This window comes from Ruminococcus bromii, from assembly GCF_928721825.1.
In the GTDB taxonomy this organism is placed as follows: domain Bacteria; phylum Bacillota; class Clostridia; order Oscillospirales; family Acutalibacteraceae; genus Ruminococcoides; species Ruminococcoides bromii.
In genome coordinates, this window is the sequence record NZ_CAKMVP010000003.1 from 1,196,985 (window position 1) to 1,215,288 (window position 18,304).

Consider the following 18,304-nt stretch of genomic DNA (forward strand, 5'->3'; position numbering starts at 1 on the left):
GTTCACTCCGTTATTTATTGTTTTCGTGGTATTCACAAAATTCCTTCGTTTTGCTCCAATACTTTATTCCCCAGTTTTCAAAATTCCACTCCTCCATATAATCGTTACATTCGTAGTCGATGTACCACAAAAGTCCGTTGTTTAAAATGAAATTTGTCGGGAAATAATCTATGTTAATTCCTTTTGGATTCAACAGTCTGCACATTTCACGAACCTGCTCAATGTATTCGGGTTTCATCTCATTCTGCAGAACAAGTTCATATGCGGTTTTGCCGTCAATGTAATCTTTAAGAATCCTCTCGTTTTCCACATCGCAGTCAATAAGCTTCGGCAGTCTTAGCCCGGCATTTTTCAGCCGTTCGTAATCGTTAAGCTCACTTTGAATTTTGTTACCGAAGGTATAGTATGAACACGGCTCGTGGTGAATCTGCTTTAAAACATAATTGTGTTCTCCGTCTGACACAAGGTAGGAATAACCGCCCTTGCCTTTTCCGAGAAGCTTAATGACGGCAAAAGCTTTTCCGTTCACACTCATAGTATCCACAAGAACACCTCCGCACATATTACCGTATTATTTTATCACAGCTAAAGTTTGGGTGCAAGTTTTAAATTCTTTATGTGTAATGAACAAATGCTAAAATAAGTACATTCGATAAAATAAAAAAGCGTGGATTTATAAATTTATTTTCCCATGCGGCAATTTATTACAAATTTGTTGTTGATTTTCTTATTAAAAAAAAGTATGATTAGGATATATAATTCTGCGCAAATGCCACAGATGTGACATTTGATGCCCGCTACAATTGAATAACAACTTTTAACACACAGGAGAAGATTTATTTGGAAAAGAAAAAATTCAGAATCAGTGGAAAGCTGATATTTAATCTCGCTGTTGTGGCAATCTCGATTTATCTGATCATCTACTTCTTTGTTTCGGAGGACGGTCTGATCGACTTGCTCAAAAAGCCTGACGGCTGCAATATGCTGATTATCCTTGCGGCTTTGCTGATTTATGATTTGAACATCCTTGTTGACGCTGTTGTCACGCTGATATATGTGCGGTCAAAATATAAGGATTTCAGCTTTATTGAGGCTTTGAAGGTCGCATTTGTCGGAGTATTCTTCAGTGCGATTACACCGTCAAGTACAGGCGGACAGCCTATGCAGCTTTACCTTATGTCAAAAAAGAACATAAGCGTAGGTTTCGGTTCGGCTTGTATGACGCAAAAGTTCATTGTGTATCAGATAGTAATGACCGCTGTCAGCGTTATTGCCGTTATCACAAGGTTCAACTATTTCAGCGATGCTTTTACAAACATCTGGTCAACGCTTTTCATCGCTTTCGGATTTACCGTTCAGCTTGCAATGACGGCTTTGTTCCTGCTTGTTTCGTTCAGCCGTAAGGTTACAAACAAGCTCATCAATCTTATTTATAAGATTATGAAAAAGTTCAAGTTCATTAAAAATCCCGAAAAGAAGGTTGAAAGACTTCAAAAAGAAGTTGATATGTTTCACGACACAAACAAACAGCTTTTTTCAAGCGTAAAACGGCTTGTTGTGATTTATGTGCTTGTATTTATACAGGTGCTTTTAATTCTTTCAATCCCGTATCTCATCTATATTTCATTTGGAATGGCTCCGATTGCAAGAGCGGCAGGTCAGCCGACACTGTCATTTTACGATTCAATCTGCATTCAGTCATTCGTACTGTTTACAGCAAACCTTATCCCACTCCCCGGTGCATCGGGCGGTGCGGAGCTTGCATTCACAATGTACTTCGGTTCGTTCTTCAAAATCGGTGCAATAAGCAAAATCAAGCCGGCAATCCTTATGTGGAGATTCATTACATACTACGGAGCAATCCTGATTTCTGCCCCGTTCTCCTACTTTACAAAGGGCAAACGGCGTGACGATGAAATAAAACAAATTGAAGAAGAACTTGAATCGGAAATGAAAAATAAAAAATCGGAAGAAAAATTAACTCAGTAGTATTTTCATAAATATCTCTTTCAAAAAGCGGAGCAGACACAATTCAGTCTGCTCCGTTTTTTGTTGTATGACAAACCGTTAGCCATTTTTTACGGTCAATTGTTGGAAACAATTTGTAGTGGCGAACGAGGTTCGCCGCTACAGTATATCATCAAACATTCTGTTTAAGGCAGGTTTTCAGGTCATCTTCTGCGTTGCTGATTGGACGCAAGCCGAATGTTTCTGACAAATACTGCAACACATTCGGGCTTAAAAATGCAGGGAGTGTCGGGCCGAGGTAGATATTCTTTATTCCGAGGCTTAAAAGTGCCAGCAAATCTGCAACCGCCTTTTGCTCATACCACGAAACAATCAGCGACAACGGCAAGCCGTTTACATCTGTATCAAACGCATCGGCAAGTGCTACGGCAATACAGATTGCGGAGTAAACATCGTTGCACTGACCGATGTCGAGTAATCTCGGCAAGCCGTCGATGTCACCGAATTCGAGCTTGTTAAAGCGGTATTTTCCGCAGGCAAGCGTCATAATTATGCAGTCTTTCGGCACATTTTCAGCAAACTCCGTGTAGTAATTTCTGCCCGGTCTTGCACCGTCACAACCGCCGATAAGGAAAAAGTGTCTGACTTTTCCGCTTTTGACGGCCTCGACAATTTTATCGGCATATGAAAGCGTAGCGTGATGACCGAATCCAACAAGAATTTCGTGCGGTTCAACATCTTCCTTAAAACCTCCGAGTTCAATTGCCTGCTGAATAATTTCGCTGAAATCTTTGTCGCCGTTTTCCTTTTTGCCGATGTGCTTAACGCCCTCCCAGCCGACAACATTTGTACTGTAAATTCTGTCTTTGTACGAATCTCTCGGCCGCATAAGGCAGTTTGTCGTCATAAGAATACAACCGGGGATATTATCAAACTGCTTTTGCTGATCTTGCCATGCACCGCCGAAATTGCCGATAAGATGCGGATATTTTTTTAAACCGTCATAGCCGTGACACGGCAGCATTTCGCCGTGAGTATAAACATTTATGCCCTTGCCCTTTGACTGTTCAAGGAGCATTTCAAGGTCTTTCAAATCGTGACCCGACACAATAATAAACGGACCTTTTTTGATGTGAACATCAACCTTGTGTGGTGACGGATTGCCGTAGGTTTCAGTGTTTGCTTCATCAAGTTTTTTCATAACTTCAAGAGCATTTTCACCCGTTCTCATCGTCATTCTGATAAGCTCCTCAACCGTGAGCGAATCATCCGTTGTCGCCTCAAGTGCAGTGATGTAAAAATCGTCAACCTGATCGCTGAAATAGCCGAGTTCACGAGCCTGATGACCGTAGGCGCTTATGCCTTTGAGGCCGTAAACAATTGTCTGTCTTAAAGAGCGGATGTCGGGGTCAAGCGACTTTTCGTACATAATTCCCGCAAGCGGTGCGTCTTTGAGCATTTCCGACTTTGTTTCGGGAAGATTGTAGGTTGCGTGCAGAGTATGATTTTTGATTTCGCCCACAACTTCACGAAGTTTTTCCTTGATTTGCTGAGATTCACGCAAAAGCGACACATGCACATCGGCATCAAAGTTTACATTCGTCAGCGTTGTAAAAAGGCAGTTTTCCACAAAGCGAACAATGTCCTTGTCAATGTGCTGACCTTTTTCAATAAGCACCTTGCCGTAACAGCTTATGCCCTTCAGCTGAAAGATAAGTAAATCCTGAAGATTTGCAATTTCGGGAGTTTTTCCGCAAACACCGAGCCGTGTGCAACCCTTTCCGTTCGCCGTCTGCTCACACTGATAGCAAAACATCTCATAACCCAAGTCCATATTATTACTCATAAAAATTACCTCCGAAACATTCTGCAAATATTATCTGCAAATTTTCGGAGGTTTATTCTTAATTTGGATTTTTAATAAACACTGAATGAAGTGCTCTCACTCTGACCGCCGCCTGAAACGGTTATCGGATAAGTTCCCGATTTTGTTCTTGTGCCGACTTTCCAAGACCACGATGCGTTGCCATTGCTGTCGGAAGTAACATCTTCAAGTCCGCTTGCCGTTGATATTCCGCTGTTATACACAACTGTGATTGAATATGTTGTGTTTGGAGCGCCGTGAATACTAACGCTCGCAAACGAACCTGCACTTACGCTTGATGTAACATTTGTAAATTCGAGCGTTGTTTCAGCCTGTGACGACTTATCCTCATGCTTTTCTACAACCTTTTTTACAGGTTTTTTAGTGGGTTTCTGAGTAGGTTTTTCTGTAGGCTTTTCAGTCGGTTTCTCGGTGGTCAGCTCTTCCGTTGTAGGTTCTTCGGTTGTCGGCTCTTCCGTAGTCACTTCGGCAGTTGTTTCGTCTTCAAAAACAGACGAAACAATGTCATCAACAGTATTGCTTGACTCTGATGCTTGGGAACATCCCGAAAATGTAAGGAGCAATCCCAGTGTTACCGCAACAGCTAATGTTCTAAATTTTCTCATCTATTGTCACCTCATACAATTATTTTATTTAATAATAGTACAATTTGTTTTATTTGTAAAGAGCTTTTTGTGCAAATAATCAATAATTGTTATTTTTTAGAACATAACTGTGTAAAAAAAGAACAGCCAAAAGGCTGTTCTAAAAAAATGTATTAGATTTTTATTTTAAAGATTTGCGAAAACCTTTGTGCCTTTATTCTTAATCCAAAACCAAACCGGAAGGCTGATGAGGATAAAATAAAATGCTGTGCAGGCGAGGAAAATTTCTGTCGAAATTTTGATTTCAAAGCTGAGAAGAACCGAATACACAATAACAGGCACACACACGGCAAGGACTGAAATCAACAATGAAAGCATAACGCTTGCACTCTGTTTTACTGCCTCAGCGGTTGTATTCCAGTCAAGCTTTGGCTTTTTCAGGTCAAACATAAGTCCGAGGAGTCCCGAGAACAACGAGAAAATTATCGGAATAAGAATTGTGATAATAATATTAACCGGTTTCATTCCGAGCATTATTGAGAGAACAACCGAGGGTACAAGTGAAACAACACCGTTTACAATAAAGTGAAGTTTCAGCTTTTGTGTAAGCACCTGCAACGGTGATACAGGAAGCGACTGCATAAGCCAGAGGTTCTTTGCCTCCATTGAAATTGATGCCGCAGAAATCGGTCCAACTGCAATAACGAATGAAATTATCAGCGGAAGATATACCGAAATAATGTCGGTAAATTCACTCGGAAGTGTATTCACCATATTGAACTGGAACACCGCATAAACTGTTCCGCCTACCATAATTAACGCACTGAGTCCGCTGTTAAGCATATAGGTTGCGTTGCCTGTGAACATCATTCTTTCTTTGCGTAAAAGCGCCTTTGATGCAGAACTTACTTTCAGGGTTTTCTCCTTATACACGGCTTTCTTCGCACCCTTTTTCGCTGTTGCAAGCTTTATGAAGCTGTGAGAAAGCACCGCATAAACAACTGCAAAGAACGCAATAATTACGACAGCAACACCAAAAAGCGGCAACAATTCGCCCGATGCGCCAAGTCCTGTGAGATAAAGCGGATATGCACTGTCCATTATATTTGCACCGATACCAATTGAATTTGCAGCAAGTGTTTTTACAAGGTCCTCTGCCTGATAATAAAGGTAAAAATACAGTGCAAAGAAAACAAGTGAAAATACGATTGTCACAACATTTTTATGTCTTGTCCTTGATGTTACAAATGCAATCAGCCAGCCGAGAATGCACGAAACGCTCAGGCTTAAAAGCGGAACTAAAAGCAGAATCACAATCTGACTTACTACAAGCGAAACCGAAACAGACGCATTTGTTGCATAGGCCGCAAAAGCAGGGACCTGTACAAGTGCACAAAAGAGAAGGTTTTGTGCATACAGTGGCAACATTCTGCAAAAGAGAATACTGCGAGGCGGAATAGGCATTGAAAGCAAAAGTTCATTATCCTTTGCCTCATAAAGCTGTGAGAGCGAAAGGAAAATACAGCCTATTGTGCTGATTACAAACGACGCACCCATAACATAGAGAAAATACAACCAACTGAATCCCGATGTTGCAAGCATAGATGCCATCATTCTGAATATATTGTAGAACATAAATGCAAATACAACACCGACAAAAGCGAGAAGAGCAAGATAAACAGCCGGTGAGTTAAACGAACTTTTTTTGCCGTTCTTTTTCTTGTTTGACGAATTTGCGGTGTACCGTGCAAGTGCCTTTTGAAATTGGAGTTTAATTAAGGTTTTAAGCATCTTTCTCCTCCAGTTCAAGGAATACATCTTCAAGCGAATCATCGCCCTTGACCTCATCCATTGTACCCGACTTGATAAGTTTGCCGCTTTTGATGATAGCAACCTTGTCGCAAAGCTTTTCGGCAACTTCAAGCACATGGGTTGAGAAGAAAATCGCACCGCCTTTATCGCACATCTCTCTCATCAAAGCTTTGAGAAGGTGGGATGATTTTGGGTCAAGACCTACAAAAGGTTCATCCATAATGATAAGCTTTGGGTTATGTATGAGTGCGGAAACAATTGCAAGTTTTTGTTTCATACCGTGAGAATAGCCGTCAATTGTCTGAGCAAGTGCATTTTTAATTTCAAACATTTCAGCATATTTACTGATTCTTGCCTGACGGTCAGCCTGGCTGATTCCGAAAATATCGGCAATAAAATTGAGGTACTTAATACCTGTCATAAACTCATACAAATCGGGATTGTCGGGAATGTAAGCAATTTTGCGCTTACATTCGAGAGGTTTTTCTTTTACCGACACACCGTCAACATAGATTTCGCCCTCGTCAAAGTTGAGAATTCCACAGCAGGATTTGATTGTTGTTGTCTTTCCTGCACCGTTGTGTCCGATAAAGCCGTAAATCTCGCCTTTTTGAATATGAAGTGATAAATCGTCAACAGCCTTTTTGTCACCGTATTTTTTAGTTAAATGTTCTATTCTGAGCATGAGCGCTCCTCCTATAGCCAAATAAATTAAGCAAATTATACTACACGAAATATTATTGTGTCAATATATTATAAAAATCCAACAAGTTTGAATTACAAACCAATAAATCTGCGAATTTTGGATAACAGAAACCATTTTTGACGAAATATAAAGTCCGTTGGAATATTTTGCATTACGAATCATCTTGAATATATGCAGGAATGATTTATAATATTATTACAGATTATTTTTTGGAGGTTCATCTTGGCAAAGTTCAAAAGAAAATATACACTCGGGGAAGAAATTTTCAACTCTGTATCACACGGAATCGGTGCAGGTCTGTCGATTGCAGGGACGGTTGTGCTTATCGTTACGGCGGCAATCCACACAAATGCGTGGGGTGTTGTCAGCTCTTGCATTTACGGAGCGTCGCTCATCATACTCTACACAATGTCAACTCTGTATCATTCTTTCACAAACGAAAAGGTGAAAGCGTTTTTTCGGATAATGGATCACAACACAATTTTTCTGCTGATTGCGGGAACATACACGCCGATTACTCTTTACTACCTCAATGGTGTGACCGGTTGGATTCTGTTCGGAATTGTGTGGGCATCGGCAATTTTCGGAATAGTTATGAACTCAATCAACCTTGAAAAAGCAAGGATTCCGTCAATATTCTGCTACATAGGAATGGGTTGGGTAATAATCTTTGCAATAAAACCACTTATGGAACATATGCCGTCAATTTCGGGAATCTTCCTCATCATAGGCGGAATATTCTACACGGTGGGAATTATATTTTACGCAATTAAAAAGGTAAAATATTTTCACTCGATATGGCACTTGTTCACGGTTGCAGGAAGTGTGTTTCACTACTTTGCAATTCTTCTCGGATTTTTCCGTATTTAACGAAAGCGAAAGCTGACCGCATAAAAATCCGCAAGTAAATCTTTCACACGCAAAAAAAATGGGTTGCAGAAAAACCTTTCGTTTTTCTGCAACCCTAAATTTTATAAAAAGATTTGTTTAGTTAGCGGGAACGCCTACGGAAACCTCTCGTACAGACAGAGCTTCCTTTGGAAGTGTGTACTTCTGCTTGTAAGCCTTGTAATCTGCGTTGTACTGAATATCATCTGAATTTTTGAGTTCGTGAAGATATTCGTGTGCGTCGTAGCCGTTGCGGTTGATTTCAATAACACCGATTGCAATGTTTGAGCAATGGTCGGAAACTCTCTCAATATTTGTGATAAGGTCAGAGAATACAAAACCGAGTTCGATTGTACAGGTACCGTTAGTAAGACGCTTAACATGGGCGTCTTTAAGCTTGTCACGCAGACGGTCGATAACCTGTTCAAGCGGTTCAACCTTTGAGGCAAGTGCAAGGTCATTATCAACAAAAGCAACAGTAGCGTTGTTGATAATTTCACGAAGTGCGTCAACCATAACGGCAAGACCTGCTTTCGCCTCTTTTGAGAACGAAATGTTCTTTTCGTGAATTTCCTGAGCAACCTTTACAATGCTTACCGCATGATCGCTGATACGCTCAAAATCACCGATTGTGTGAAGAATGAGCTGAATAGTTTTATTGTCGTCAGCCGAAGGCTGTTTGGAACTGAGCTTTACAAGATATGTTGAAATAACATCCTCGTAGGAATCAATCATATCCTCGTTTTCGTGAATTGTTTCCGCAACCTTTTCGTCATAATGGTCAACAAGTTCAAGTGCGCCGAGTAGCGTACCCTCAGAAAGACGAGCCATTTTTTCAGCAAGTGACTTTGCACGCTCTGTTGCAACAGAGGGAGTGTTGAGAAAACGCTCATCGAGGAACGGAACATCCGAATCCTCTTCCTTATCCCTGATTGTAAGACAGGCAAGCTTTTCAAGATACTTGTTGAACGGAAGAAGAATTGCAGTTGCAAGCAGATTGAATGCTGTGTGGATAACCGCAATGTTCTCGGGACCTACGATATCATTAAGGAAACCGTAGTTGATAAAGAGGTTAGAACCGTAGAACAATGCACAAATTACGAGTGTGCCGATAATATTGAAGTAAAGATGTACAAATGCGGCACGCTTTGCGTTTTTCTTTGCACCGATACAGGAAATAAGTGCGGTTACGCAAGTGCCTATATTCTGTCCCATAACAATCGGGATTGCCATTGAATAGCTGATTGCGCCTGTTTTGGACAATGCCTGCAAAATACCGACAGAGGCGCTTGAGCTTTGTATAATTGCGGTCAGCAATGCGCCGGCAAGAATACCGAATACAGGGTTGTTAAAGAGTGTGAGGAAGCCTGTGAATGTCGGATCATTCGAAAGCGGTTCAACAGCCGCACTCATCTGATCCATACCAACCATAAGAATACCGAATCCAAGGAAAATTGTGCCGAGATGCTTCTTCTTTTCCGAATTGCAGAACATAAGAAGAACAATTCCGACAAAGGCAAATACAGCAGAGAAAGACGAAGGCTTTAAAAGCTGCATAACCAAGCTGTCGCCCTCGATACCCGAAAGGCTGAGAATCCAAGAAGTGATTGTTGTGCCGACATTGGCACCCATAATAATACCGATTGCCTGGCGGAGCTTCATAATTCCCGAGTTTACAAAGCCGACAACCATAACGGTTGTTGCCGAAGAGGACTGAATCACCGCAGTAACCGCCGCACCGAGAATGAATCCTTTCATGGTGCTGTTAGTCATTTTTTCCAGAGTTTTTTCAAGCTTACCGCCGGAAAGACTCTCAAGACCGTCGCCCATTGAATTCATACCGAACAAAAAGAGTGCCAGACCGCAGAGCAGTTGTAAAACCATAAACAAATCCATAAATACATACTCTCCTTTATCATCAATAATATTAAACTAAAGTCATAGGATTGTCAATGAATTGTAAAGAATTTGTAAAGTCTGAAAGCTTGGCGATTATCTTTGAAATTTGTCAAAACGGAGTATTTTTTATGTGAGATTTGTAAAAGCACATTGCTTGGGCAATAAAAAAACGACACTGCACAACACAGTGTGCGCAGTATCGCTTAAAATTTGTTTTGTTTGTAAAATAATGTAAACAGACTTCACATCAGAACCTTGCGGTAAATGTTGTTCCCTGTTCACTGCTTTCAAGAGAAATCTCTCCGCCGTGTCTTTCGGTAATGTGCTTGACAATTGCAAGTCCAAGACCAGTGCCGCCTGTTTCCTTCGAACGGCTCTTGTCAACACGGTAAAAGCGTTCAAACACACGCTTGTGGTGCTTTTCGGGGATACCGATTCCCGTGTCGGCAACTTTAACAAACGGATGTTCATTATCATCGCCCGTTATGATTTTTACCGAACCGTTTTCACGGTTGTAACGGATTGCATTGTCACAAAGATTGTAGATAAGTTCGTAAATCTGATTACGGTTGCCGTTTATGACGGCAGTTTTTGTATCAACAGTGATTGTAATTCCGTGCTTTTCGGCATTTGAACGGAGATCCTCAGCAACCTCGACCGCAACCCCTGCAAGGTCAACAGGGGCAAATTCTTCATCGCTGAATTTTTCATCAAGCTGTGAAAGCTCCATAATATCGCTTATAAGGGAGAGAAGTCTGCCCGATTCCTTGTGAATTTTATTTGCAAAATTCGGAATATCATCGGGCTTTACAAGACCGCTTGCAATGATTTCCGCATAGCCCGAAATTGAAGTCAGCGGAGTTTTCAGCTCATGCGTTACATTTGCCGTAAATTCACGGCGCATTTTTTCAGCCTTTTTCTTAGCCGAAACATCAATTATAAGACAGATTGCACCGTTTTTTTCGCCGTTTGAATAAACAGGATTGGTGATAATCTGCAATGCTCTTCCTTTTACGGTTGTGTCGCCGTTTTTACTCTCGCCCGAAAGAGCCTTGTCAACGCAATCGTTGAGAACCTCATTGCGTGAAAACGCAATCAAAGTTTTGTCGGTAACACCGTCATCATCAGCGCCGAGAAGCTTCGATGCCGAATAGTTGCTCATAAGCACCTTTTTGTCAACATCAATAAGAATAAAGCCCTCCGCCATATTTTCGATAAGCGTTGAAATTTTATCCTTTTCAAACTGCAGTCTGCGCATCTGACGCTTGATTTGTCTTTGCTGGCTTGCAATTTTCTGTGCGAGCGGCAAAAGCTCATCATACGGCGAGCCGTTGCCGTTGTCCGCCATTTCCTTAATCGGTTCAATGATTTTCTTCGTGGAGCGCTTTGCCAGAACTGTGCATACGACAAATACACCTATCATAATTATAAGAATTGACGGAATAACAAAAAGAAAAATTCCGTAAATGCTGTCAATTGTCTTTGCAACACGGATTACAGAACCGTCTGCGGTTTTTTCTGCATAGTAGTATGTTATTTTGTTCAAAGTTTCCGACATTCTGTGGCTTGAACCGTTGCCGTCCTTGATTGCCTGTTCAAATTCGGGACGGTCGCTGTGATTCGGCATAGAACTAACATCTGTGTCAACGCTGTCGGATACAACCGAACCGTCACTTTTTATGAGAGTAACACGAAAATCGCCTATCCCGTAATATTTTGAGAGGTCGATTTCGCTGTCGGAATTATAAACGCTGATGATTTTATCGGTATATTGCCGAACCTCAGCCTCCTGTTCATCGGAAAACACAAACCAGAAAGCGGCTGTTGAAAAAACAGCCGTCAGAAGAATGGACACCACAGCGATGACCGAAAAGTTTTTTAAAAGCTTTTTACTCAGTTTCACTTTATTCCCCCGCCTTATATCCGACATTTCTCACGGTTTTGATAAGGTTTCCGCAGCTGCCGAGTTTTTGCCTGAGGGTTGTAATGTGCATATCAACCGTTCTGCTCTCGCCCTCAAAATCATATCCCCACACATTGAGAATGATATTTTCACGGGTAAGCGCCATACCTTTATTTTTGAGAAGATACTTTAAAAGTTCGTATTCTTTGAAGGTGAGGTTACATTCCTCACCGCAGCTTGTTACAATGTGCTTGGAATCGTCAAAAACAATCTGACCGAGCTTTATTACATCCTGTCTGTCATCAACAGAACATCTGCGAAGGATTGCACGGACTCTTGAAATAAGCTCAAGGACTGAAAAAGGTTTTGTAATATAGTCATCGGCACCCATGTCAAGGCCTTTGACCTTATCCATTTCACTGCCCTTAGCGGTAACAAGGATAACGGGAACATTTTTTGTCACGGCGTCCCTGCGCATTTTTTCAAGCACGGAAAGTCCGTCAAAATCGGGTAACATAACATCAAGAATTACAAGCTGAGGAATTTCGGCTGTACAAGCCTTAAAAAAGCTCTTGCTTTCACCAAAGCTCTGAACCTCATATCCGCTGCTTTTCATAGCATAAGATTCAAGCTCTCTGATATCGGTATCATCTTCAACAATGTAAATTAACATCTAATACTCTCCCTCAACAAATGTGTATTTAAATGCACCGCAAAGGAGCGCCTGCACTTAAATTAAAATCGGAACATCCGCCATAATTATAGACTTTTTTTGCAAAAATGTAAAGTTTAATAAAACAAAAATCAGGAGCATACAGCTATGCTCCCGTTTGTTAAGCAAAATATATCAGTCGGACAAATCGCAGCTGCCTGTAATTGAAAAAGCGACCCACTCTGCAACATTAACCGCATGGTCTGCAATTCTTTCAAGATACTTTGCAATCATAACGATATCGAGAGCCTCTGAGCCGAGTTCCTTATTCTTATGAATGAGTTCAACCGTTTCATTCTTTGAACGGTTAAAAAGTTCGTCAACGATATCATCCTGACGGGCTACCTTTTTGGCAACCTCAATATCGCTCTTAACAAAAGCGTCAATAGCCTCCGTTACCATTTTTGAGGCATTGTCTGCCATTTCCAAAATGTGAGTAAGATTGAACACCTGCTTTTTGTCCTTGATGTAAACAGACACTTCCGCAATATCAACTGCCTGATCGCCGATTCTCTCAAGGTCGGTAATCATTTTGAGTGCGGCGGAAACATATCTGAGGTCGTGTGCAACCGGTGCCTGATGAAGAAGAAGGTGCAAGCATCTGCTTTGAATGGATTTTTCCGCCTCGTTAATACGATTTTCGTGTTCTCTTGCGATATCAAGCAAATCTTCGCCGTCAACAATCATCTTCATTGTATTTTTGATTGCCTGTTCAACAAGACCGCCCATTTCAATAAGGCTGTCGTTAAGCTGTGTAAGCTCTTTATCAAAATATTCTCTCATTAGCCAAACCTTCCCGTAATGTATTCTTCTGTACGCTTATCCTGCGGATTTGAGAAAATTGCGTCGGTTGAATTACATTCAACCATTTCACCGAGTAAAAAGAATGCTGTTTCATCTGAAATACGCAAAGCCTGCTGCATATTATGTGTTACCATAACGATTGTATAATCGTTTTTCAGTTTAAGGCAAAGCTCCTCAATTTTACCCGTTGAAATAGGATCAAGTGCAGAAGTTGCCTCGTCCATAAGCAGAACTTCGGGTTTTACGGCAAGTGCTCTTGCAATACAAAGTCTTTGTTGCTGACCACCTGAAAGACCGAGAGCGCTCTTTTTAAGCCTGTCTTTAAGCTCATCCCAGATTGCGGCGTCACGCAAGGATTCTTCAACAATCCTGTCAAGTTCTTTCTTGCTTTTGATTCCGTGTGTGCGAGGACCGAAAGCGATGTTATCGTAAATGCTCATCGGGAACGGATTGGCTTTCTGGAACACCATACCAACCCTTTTGCGGAGGATATTTACATCCATATCTCCGTAAATATCCTCGTTGTCAAGGCGAATGTCGCCTGTTATCTTACAACCCTCAACAAGGTCGTTCATTCGGTTGAGCGACTTTAAAAGAGTTGACTTACCGCAGCCTGACGGACCGATGAAGGCTGTGATTCTGTTTTTCTTCATACGAATATTTACATCCTTTAACGCATGAAATTTTCCGTAGTAAAGATTCATGTTTTCTATGGTAAATTTATCCATTGTAAAATAATTATCCTTTCCTGTTACTTCTTGTTGTTTCCAAGTTTCTTTGCAACAAATGCCGAGAGTGTATTGATTGCAAAAACAAGTACAAGAAGTACAACTGCGGTACCCCACGCCTGATCTGTATGAAGTCCTTCGTTGGTAAGTACATACATATGAACGGCAAGTGACCGTCCCGAATTGAGAGGGCCTGCCGCATAGCCTGTTGCCGAACCGTAAGTATAAATAAGTGCGGCTGTTTCGCCAACTATTCTGCCGACAGCAAGAATGATTCCGGCAAGAATACCGGGCATCGCACTCGGAAGAATAATTCTCATAATTGTTCTGAGTTTGCCCGAACCGAGTCCGTAACTGCCCTCACGGTATGAATCGGGAACTGTGAGAAGTGCCTCCTCGGTTGTACGCATAATTGTGGGAAGTACCATAATTGCAAGCGTAAATGCACCGGCAAGAAGTGAATAACCCCAGTTAAGGGCATACACAAAGAAAAGCATACCGAAAAGACCGTAAACAATTGACGGAATACCGGCAAGGGTTTCTGCCATTGTTCTGATTACCTTAACAAGCTTATTGCCACGCTTTGCATACTCTGCAAGATAGATTGCCGCTCCCACACCGAACGGTACGGAAATTATAAGGGTTACAAGCGTAAGAACAATTGTGTTGATAATTGACGGCATACACGATACATTGTCGCTGTTGTACTCAAGTGAGAACAGCTCGGGGGTAAGGTTCGGAACACCCCGCACAAGAACATAGACAATGATAAATATGAGAGCCGCCGCTGAAAGTGCCGCCGCAAGACCTACAAGAATGAGCAGTACAAGTGAAAGGGGCTTTCTTTTGTAGGCCTTCATTCTCTGTTTAAACGATACTTTGTTGATTGCCTTAATCTGTGACACATCAACCGCAGCGGCATCGTTTTTTATGTTATCGCTGTTAGCCACGCTTTTCACTCCTACTCTTTATAGCCTGCATTGAAAGTGTGATGAGCAGAACAAATACGAACAGAACAACACCCGTTGCAATAAGTGCCTGACGGTGCAAGCCTGTTGAATAACCCATTTCAAGAACAATGTTTGCGGTCAGGGTACGAAGTCCGTCCGTAACGCTGTGCGGAATCTGAACCTGATTGCCTGCAATGAGTACAACTGCCATTGTTTCGCCCAACGCTCTGCCTATGCCGAGAACAACTCCTGCAAGAACGCCTGATTTTGATGCCGGAAGAATTGTCTTGAACACACTTCTTTCCTTTGTAGCACCAAGTGCCAGAGCACCTTCGTAGTAGCTTTCGGGAACTGCCTTGATTGCCGACTCCGACACACCGATGATTGTCGGAAGAATCATAACTCCGAGTACGATTGACGCCGCAAGCCAGCTTGAACCGTCACCGCCGAAGTTATCACGGATGAACGGTACAACTACCACAAGTCCGAAGAAGCCGTAAACAATTGACGGGATGCCTGCCAAAAGCTCTGTTGCCGGTTTAAGCACCTTGTAAAGCGGTGCAGGACAAAATCTTGCAAGAAATACTGCTGTGAGAATTCCTATCGGGACGCCGATTATGATTGCTCCCGCAGTAACATATATGCTTGCGATAATCATATCAAAAATTCCATATGATGCAGGCACATTCGTAGGCGCCCATTTCTGTCCGCCTACGAAATCAAAGAAGCCTATTTCTGCCATTGCAGGAACACCGTTACAGAATAAGAATATACAGATTATGACAACCGCCGCTATACTTGTTACAGCTGTGAGGAAGAAAACTCCCTGCATTGCCTTTTCACGAAATCTGTTTAATCTCATTTAATTATGTCACTCCAAACAGTTGTTTCACCTGTGTAAATTGATTTTACCTGATCAAGTGTGAGGTCATCACATGTATTTGCATTGTTTACGATTACTGCGATACCGTCTTTTGCGATTGTTTCAACCTTGAGTGCGCTCTTTTCCTCATCCTTAAGTTCACGTGACGCCATACCGATATCACATGTACCGCCCATAGCTGACTGCATACCTGCCGATGAGTCGGATGTCTGGATTTCAACCTTAGCGTTTGTGTTTACCTTCTGATAAGCCTCGGCAAGCTTTTCCATTACAGGTGATACCGAAGAAGAACCTGCTACGCTGATTTTGCCTGACGGCTTCTTACCGCTGTATGCGGCATTTTCCGAAACTGTTACATAACCGTTGTCCGAAACAATCTTCTGACCGTCTGAGCTCATTATGTAATCGACAAAATCCTGAGCAACATCGCTGAGTTCGCCCTTGTAAGCAATGTTGAACGGACGGCTTACTGCATAGTCGCCTGACTTTACATTATCGGCTGTTGCCTCAACACCGCCGATTTTAAGAGCCTTTACCGTATCGTTGAGTGAACCGAGTGAAATGTAACCGATTGCCGCATCGTTATCCTTAACATTTGTGATAACAGCCTCTGTGCTGTTGATTGTTACAGCCGAAGTAGTTGTGTTGTCTGTCTTGTTGTCGCCGTCCTTAACAAGAACGCCTGTAAGCTCTGTGAATGCGTCTCTTGTGCCCGAGCCTTCTTCTCTTGTTACAACAGAGATTGTTTTTGATGCGTCAAACTTTGCAGCATCCGAACCTGCGTCGGATGAACCGTTTGATGAAGAGCCTGCACCGCCGCAGCCTGCAAATGCAGAAACTGCAAGAACACCGAATAATGCTGTTGCCGTAATTTTTTTAGTCATAGATTTCATTTGAATTTTCTCCTTAAATTCATATCATTTGTGTACCTCTTTCGTACAACATCAGTCTATGACTGTTTTGTAAAATACGCTGTTTGTCAATTGTAAAAAGAGTGTAAATAAAAATATAGGTTTTGTATGCCAAAATAAATTTTTACAAATTTGCGTGACAAAGCCTTTTATTTGTGGTACAATATTACAGAAGTGTGCAGGATGTAAAATAATTCCTGCAAAATTTCAAAATCAACTTACATAAGATTTACAGAGAAATATTATTCCAAGGAGGTCATTTTAGTGGCTGAAAACAAAATCCCATACAAAATATACCTTGACGAAAGCGAAATCCCGACACAATGGTACAATGTTCGTGCAGATATGAAAAACAAGCCTGCACCGCTTTTAAACCCTGCAACACTCAAGCCTATGACACACGCAGACCTTGCTCCCGTGTTCTGTGATGAGCTTATTGACCAGGAGCTTGACGATACAGACGCATACATTGACATTCCGGAAGAAATTCAGAACTTCTATAAAATGTACCGTCCATCTCCGCTTATAAGAGCATATTTTCTTGAAAAGGCTCTTGACACTCCGGCAAAGATTTACTACAAATTCGAGGGCAACAACACAAGCGGAAGCCACAAGCTCAACAGCGCAATTGCTCAGGCTTACTACGCTAAAAAGCAGGGACTTAAAGGTGTTACAACCGAAACAGGCGCAGGTCAGTGGGGTACTGCTCTTTCAATGGCTTGTTCATATTTCGGCCTTGACTGCAAGGTATTTATGGTAAAGGTTTCGTACGAGCAAAAGCCTTTCAGAAGAGAGGTTATGAGAACCTACGGTGCAAGCGTTACTCCGTCACCGTCAACAACAACGGAAGTCGGCAGAAAGATTCTTGAGGCTCACCCCGGTACAACAGGAAGCCTTGGCTGTGCTATTTCTGAGGCTGTTGAGGTTGCAACTCATACAGACGGCTACCGTTATGTACTCGGAAGTGTGCTTAATCAGGTACTTCTTCATCAGTCCGTTATCGGTCTTGAGGCAAAGGCGGCGCTTGACAAATACAATGTAAAGCCTGACATTATCGTCGGCTGTGCAGGCGGCGGTTCAAACCTCGGCGGTCTTATCTCTCCGTTTATGGGTGAAAAGCTCCGTGGCGAAAATGACTACAAATTTATCGCTGTTGAACCGGCATCATGCCCAAGCCTTACAAGAGGTAAGTTTGCATATGACTTCTGCGACACAGGTATGATTTGTCCTCTCGCAAAGATGTACACACTCGGCAGCGGATTTATTCCGTCAGCCAACCACGCAGGCGGACTTCGTTTCCACGGTATGAGTTCAACACTTTCTCAGCTGTATCATGACGGTCTTATGGAAGCAAGAGCAGTTGAGCAGACAAGCGTATTTGCAGCAGCAGAGCAGTTTGCAAGAGTTGAAGGTATTCTTCCTGCTCCCGAAAGCAGTCACGCAATCAGAGTTGCAATTGACGAGGCTCTCAAGTGCAAGGAAACAGGCGAAGAAAAGACAATTCTCTTCGGTCTTACAGGTACAGGCTACTTTGATATGGTTGCTTATCAGAAGTATAATGACGGCGAAATGAGTGACTACATTCCGACAGACGCCGACCTCCAGCAGGGCTTTGACGGTTTGCCAAAGGTTGACTAATGCGAGTGTCTCGCACCCGGTTCGTGAAGACAG

Annotated in this window: 16 protein-coding genes; 3 read left to right on the forward strand and 13 right to left on the reverse strand. The window is 42.1% G+C overall.

What is annotated here, in order from left to right; all coding sequences use genetic code 11:
* Positions 1-10: 10 nt before the first annotated feature.
* Positions 11-535, reverse strand: coding sequence for a BUD32 family EKC/KEOPS complex subunit (locus QDI94_RS06065; RefSeq protein WP_278868716.1), 525 nt, complete (start codon positions 533-535; stop codon positions 11-13).
* 305 nt (positions 536-840) lie between these two features.
* Between QDI94_RS06065 and QDI94_RS06070 the strand changes: the two genes are divergently transcribed.
* On the forward strand, positions 841-1,989 hold the full coding sequence (locus QDI94_RS06070; RefSeq protein WP_278867921.1) for a lysylphosphatidylglycerol synthase transmembrane domain-containing protein: 1,149 nt from the start codon (positions 841-843) through the stop codon (positions 1,987-1,989).
* A gap of 151 nt (positions 1,990-2,140) precedes the next feature.
* On the opposite strand, the gene hcp is transcribed toward QDI94_RS06070, so the two are convergent.
* From hcp to QDI94_RS06090, 4 genes are all read right to left on the reverse strand, one after another.
* Entirely contained in the window at positions 2,141-3,814 is a 1,674-nt protein-coding gene (hcp, locus tag QDI94_RS06075) for a hydroxylamine reductase (protein WP_015522693.1), read from the reverse strand.
* A 71-nt stretch (positions 3,815-3,885) separates the two neighbouring features.
* Positions 3,886-4,458 carry a hypothetical protein gene (locus QDI94_RS06080; RefSeq protein WP_278475962.1) on the reverse strand — a complete coding sequence of 191 codons (573 nt, stop codon included), beginning with the start codon at positions 4,456-4,458 and terminating at the stop codon, positions 3,886-3,888.
* A 165-nt stretch (positions 4,459-4,623) separates the two neighbouring features.
* Entirely contained in the window at positions 4,624-6,228 is a 1,605-nt protein-coding gene (locus QDI94_RS06085; protein WP_278867925.1) for a hypothetical protein, read from the reverse strand.
* Entirely contained in the window at positions 6,221-6,934 is a 714-nt protein-coding gene (locus QDI94_RS06090) for an ABC transporter ATP-binding protein (RefSeq protein ID WP_101028803.1), read from the reverse strand. The genes QDI94_RS06085 and QDI94_RS06090 overlap by 8 nt, the downstream gene beginning before the upstream one ends.
* 243 nt (positions 6,935-7,177) lie before the next feature.
* On the opposite strand from QDI94_RS06090, the gene trhA reads away from it, so the two are divergent.
* Positions 7,178-7,825, forward strand: a complete 648-nt coding sequence (trhA, locus tag QDI94_RS06095) for a PAQR family membrane homeostasis protein TrhA (protein ID WP_278867927.1) — start codon at positions 7,178-7,180, stop codon at positions 7,823-7,825.
* 117 nt (positions 7,826-7,942) lie between these two features.
* Here trhA and QDI94_RS06100 read toward each other — a convergent pair whose 3' ends face one another.
* The 8 genes from QDI94_RS06100 to QDI94_RS06135 all read right to left on the reverse strand — a co-directional run bounded on the left by QDI94_RS06100 (position 7,943) and on the right by QDI94_RS06135 (position 16,615).
* Positions 7,943-9,739, reverse strand: a complete 1,797-nt coding sequence (locus QDI94_RS06100; protein ID WP_278867930.1) for a Na/Pi cotransporter family protein — start codon at positions 9,737-9,739, stop codon at positions 7,943-7,945.
* Positions 9,740-9,989: 250 nt separating this feature from the next.
* Positions 9,990-11,645 (reverse strand): sensor histidine kinase, encoded by a 1,656-nt coding sequence (locus QDI94_RS06105; RefSeq protein ID WP_278867933.1) that lies wholly within the window; start codon positions 11,643-11,645, stop codon positions 9,990-9,992.
* 1 nt (position 11,646) lies between these two features.
* Positions 11,647-12,318 (reverse strand): response regulator transcription factor, encoded by a 672-nt coding sequence (locus QDI94_RS06110; RefSeq protein ID WP_015522689.1) that lies wholly within the window; start codon positions 12,316-12,318, stop codon positions 11,647-11,649.
* A gap of 174 nt (positions 12,319-12,492) precedes the next feature.
* On the reverse strand, positions 12,493-13,140 hold the full coding sequence (gene phoU, locus QDI94_RS06115) for a phosphate signaling complex protein PhoU (RefSeq protein WP_101028808.1): 648 nt from the start codon (positions 13,138-13,140) through the stop codon (positions 12,493-12,495).
* Positions 13,140-13,889, reverse strand: a complete 750-nt coding sequence (pstB, locus tag QDI94_RS06120; RefSeq protein ID WP_015522687.1) for a phosphate ABC transporter ATP-binding protein PstB — start codon at positions 13,887-13,889, stop codon at positions 13,140-13,142. Before pstB ends, phoU begins: the two co-directional genes overlap by 1 nt.
* 23 nt (positions 13,890-13,912) lie before the next feature.
* On the reverse strand, positions 13,913-14,749 hold the full coding sequence (pstA, locus tag QDI94_RS06125; RefSeq protein WP_101106077.1) for a phosphate ABC transporter permease PstA: 837 nt from the start codon (positions 14,747-14,749) through the stop codon (positions 13,913-13,915).
* Between the two features lie 82 nt (positions 14,750-14,831).
* Positions 14,832-15,701 (reverse strand): phosphate ABC transporter permease subunit PstC, encoded by an 870-nt coding sequence (gene pstC / locus QDI94_RS06130; protein WP_046431877.1) that lies wholly within the window; start codon positions 15,699-15,701, stop codon positions 14,832-14,834.
* Positions 15,698-16,615 carry a substrate-binding domain-containing protein gene (locus QDI94_RS06135; protein ID WP_101070741.1) on the reverse strand — a complete coding sequence of 306 codons (918 nt, stop codon included), beginning with the start codon at positions 16,613-16,615 and terminating at the stop codon, positions 15,698-15,700. The genes pstC and QDI94_RS06135 overlap by 4 nt, the downstream gene beginning before the upstream one ends.
* Positions 16,616-16,897: 282 nt before the next feature.
* On the opposite strand from QDI94_RS06135, the gene QDI94_RS06140 reads away from it, so the two are divergent.
* Positions 16,898-18,271, forward strand: a complete 1,374-nt coding sequence (locus QDI94_RS06140) for a TrpB-like pyridoxal phosphate-dependent enzyme (RefSeq protein ID WP_278867936.1) — start codon at positions 16,898-16,900, stop codon at positions 18,269-18,271.
* The last annotated feature ends 33 nt before the right edge of the window (positions 18,272-18,304 follow it).

What these genes read in the sequence shown, in the direction of transcription:
- QDI94_RS06065 (WP_278868716.1), bottom strand. Translation starts at nt 535, where the DNA reads ATGAGTGTGAACGGAAAAGCTTTTGCCGTCATTAAGCTTCTCGGAAAA.
- hcp (WP_015522693.1), bottom strand. Translation starts at nt 3,814, where the DNA reads ATGAGTAATAATATGGACTTGGGTTATGAGATGTTTTGCTATCAGTGT.
- QDI94_RS06080 (WP_278475962.1), bottom strand. Translation starts at nt 4,458, where the DNA reads ATGAGAAAATTTAGAACATTAGCTGTTGCGGTAACACTGGGATTGCTC.
- QDI94_RS06085 (WP_278867925.1), bottom strand. Translation starts at nt 6,228, where the DNA reads ATGCTTAAAACCTTAATTAAACTCCAATTTCAAAAGGCACTTGCACGG.
- QDI94_RS06090 (WP_101028803.1), bottom strand. Translation starts at nt 6,934, where the DNA reads ATGCTCAGAATAGAACATTTAACTAAAAAATACGGTGACAAAAAGGCT.
- QDI94_RS06100 (WP_278867930.1), bottom strand. Translation starts at nt 9,739, where the DNA reads ATGGATTTGTTTATGGTTTTACAACTGCTCTGCGGTCTGGCACTCTTT.
- QDI94_RS06110 (WP_015522689.1), bottom strand. Translation starts at nt 12,318, where the DNA reads ATGTTAATTTACATTGTTGAAGATGATACCGATATCAGAGAGCTTGAA.
- phoU (WP_101028808.1), bottom strand. Translation starts at nt 13,140, where the DNA reads ATGAGAGAATATTTTGATAAAGAGCTTACACAGCTTAACGACAGCCTT.
- pstB (WP_015522687.1), bottom strand. Translation starts at nt 13,889, where the DNA reads ATGGATAAATTTACCATAGAAAACATGAATCTTTACTACGGAAAATTT.
- pstA (WP_101106077.1), bottom strand. Translation starts at nt 14,749, where the DNA reads ATGAAGGCCTACAAAAGAAAGCCCCTTTCACTTGTACTGCTCATTCTT.
- pstC (WP_046431877.1), bottom strand. Translation starts at nt 15,701, where the DNA reads ATGAGATTAAACAGATTTCGTGAAAAGGCAATGCAGGGAGTTTTCTTC.
- QDI94_RS06135 (WP_101070741.1), bottom strand. Translation starts at nt 16,615, where the DNA reads ATGAAATCTATGACTAAAAAAATTACGGCAACAGCATTATTCGGTGTT.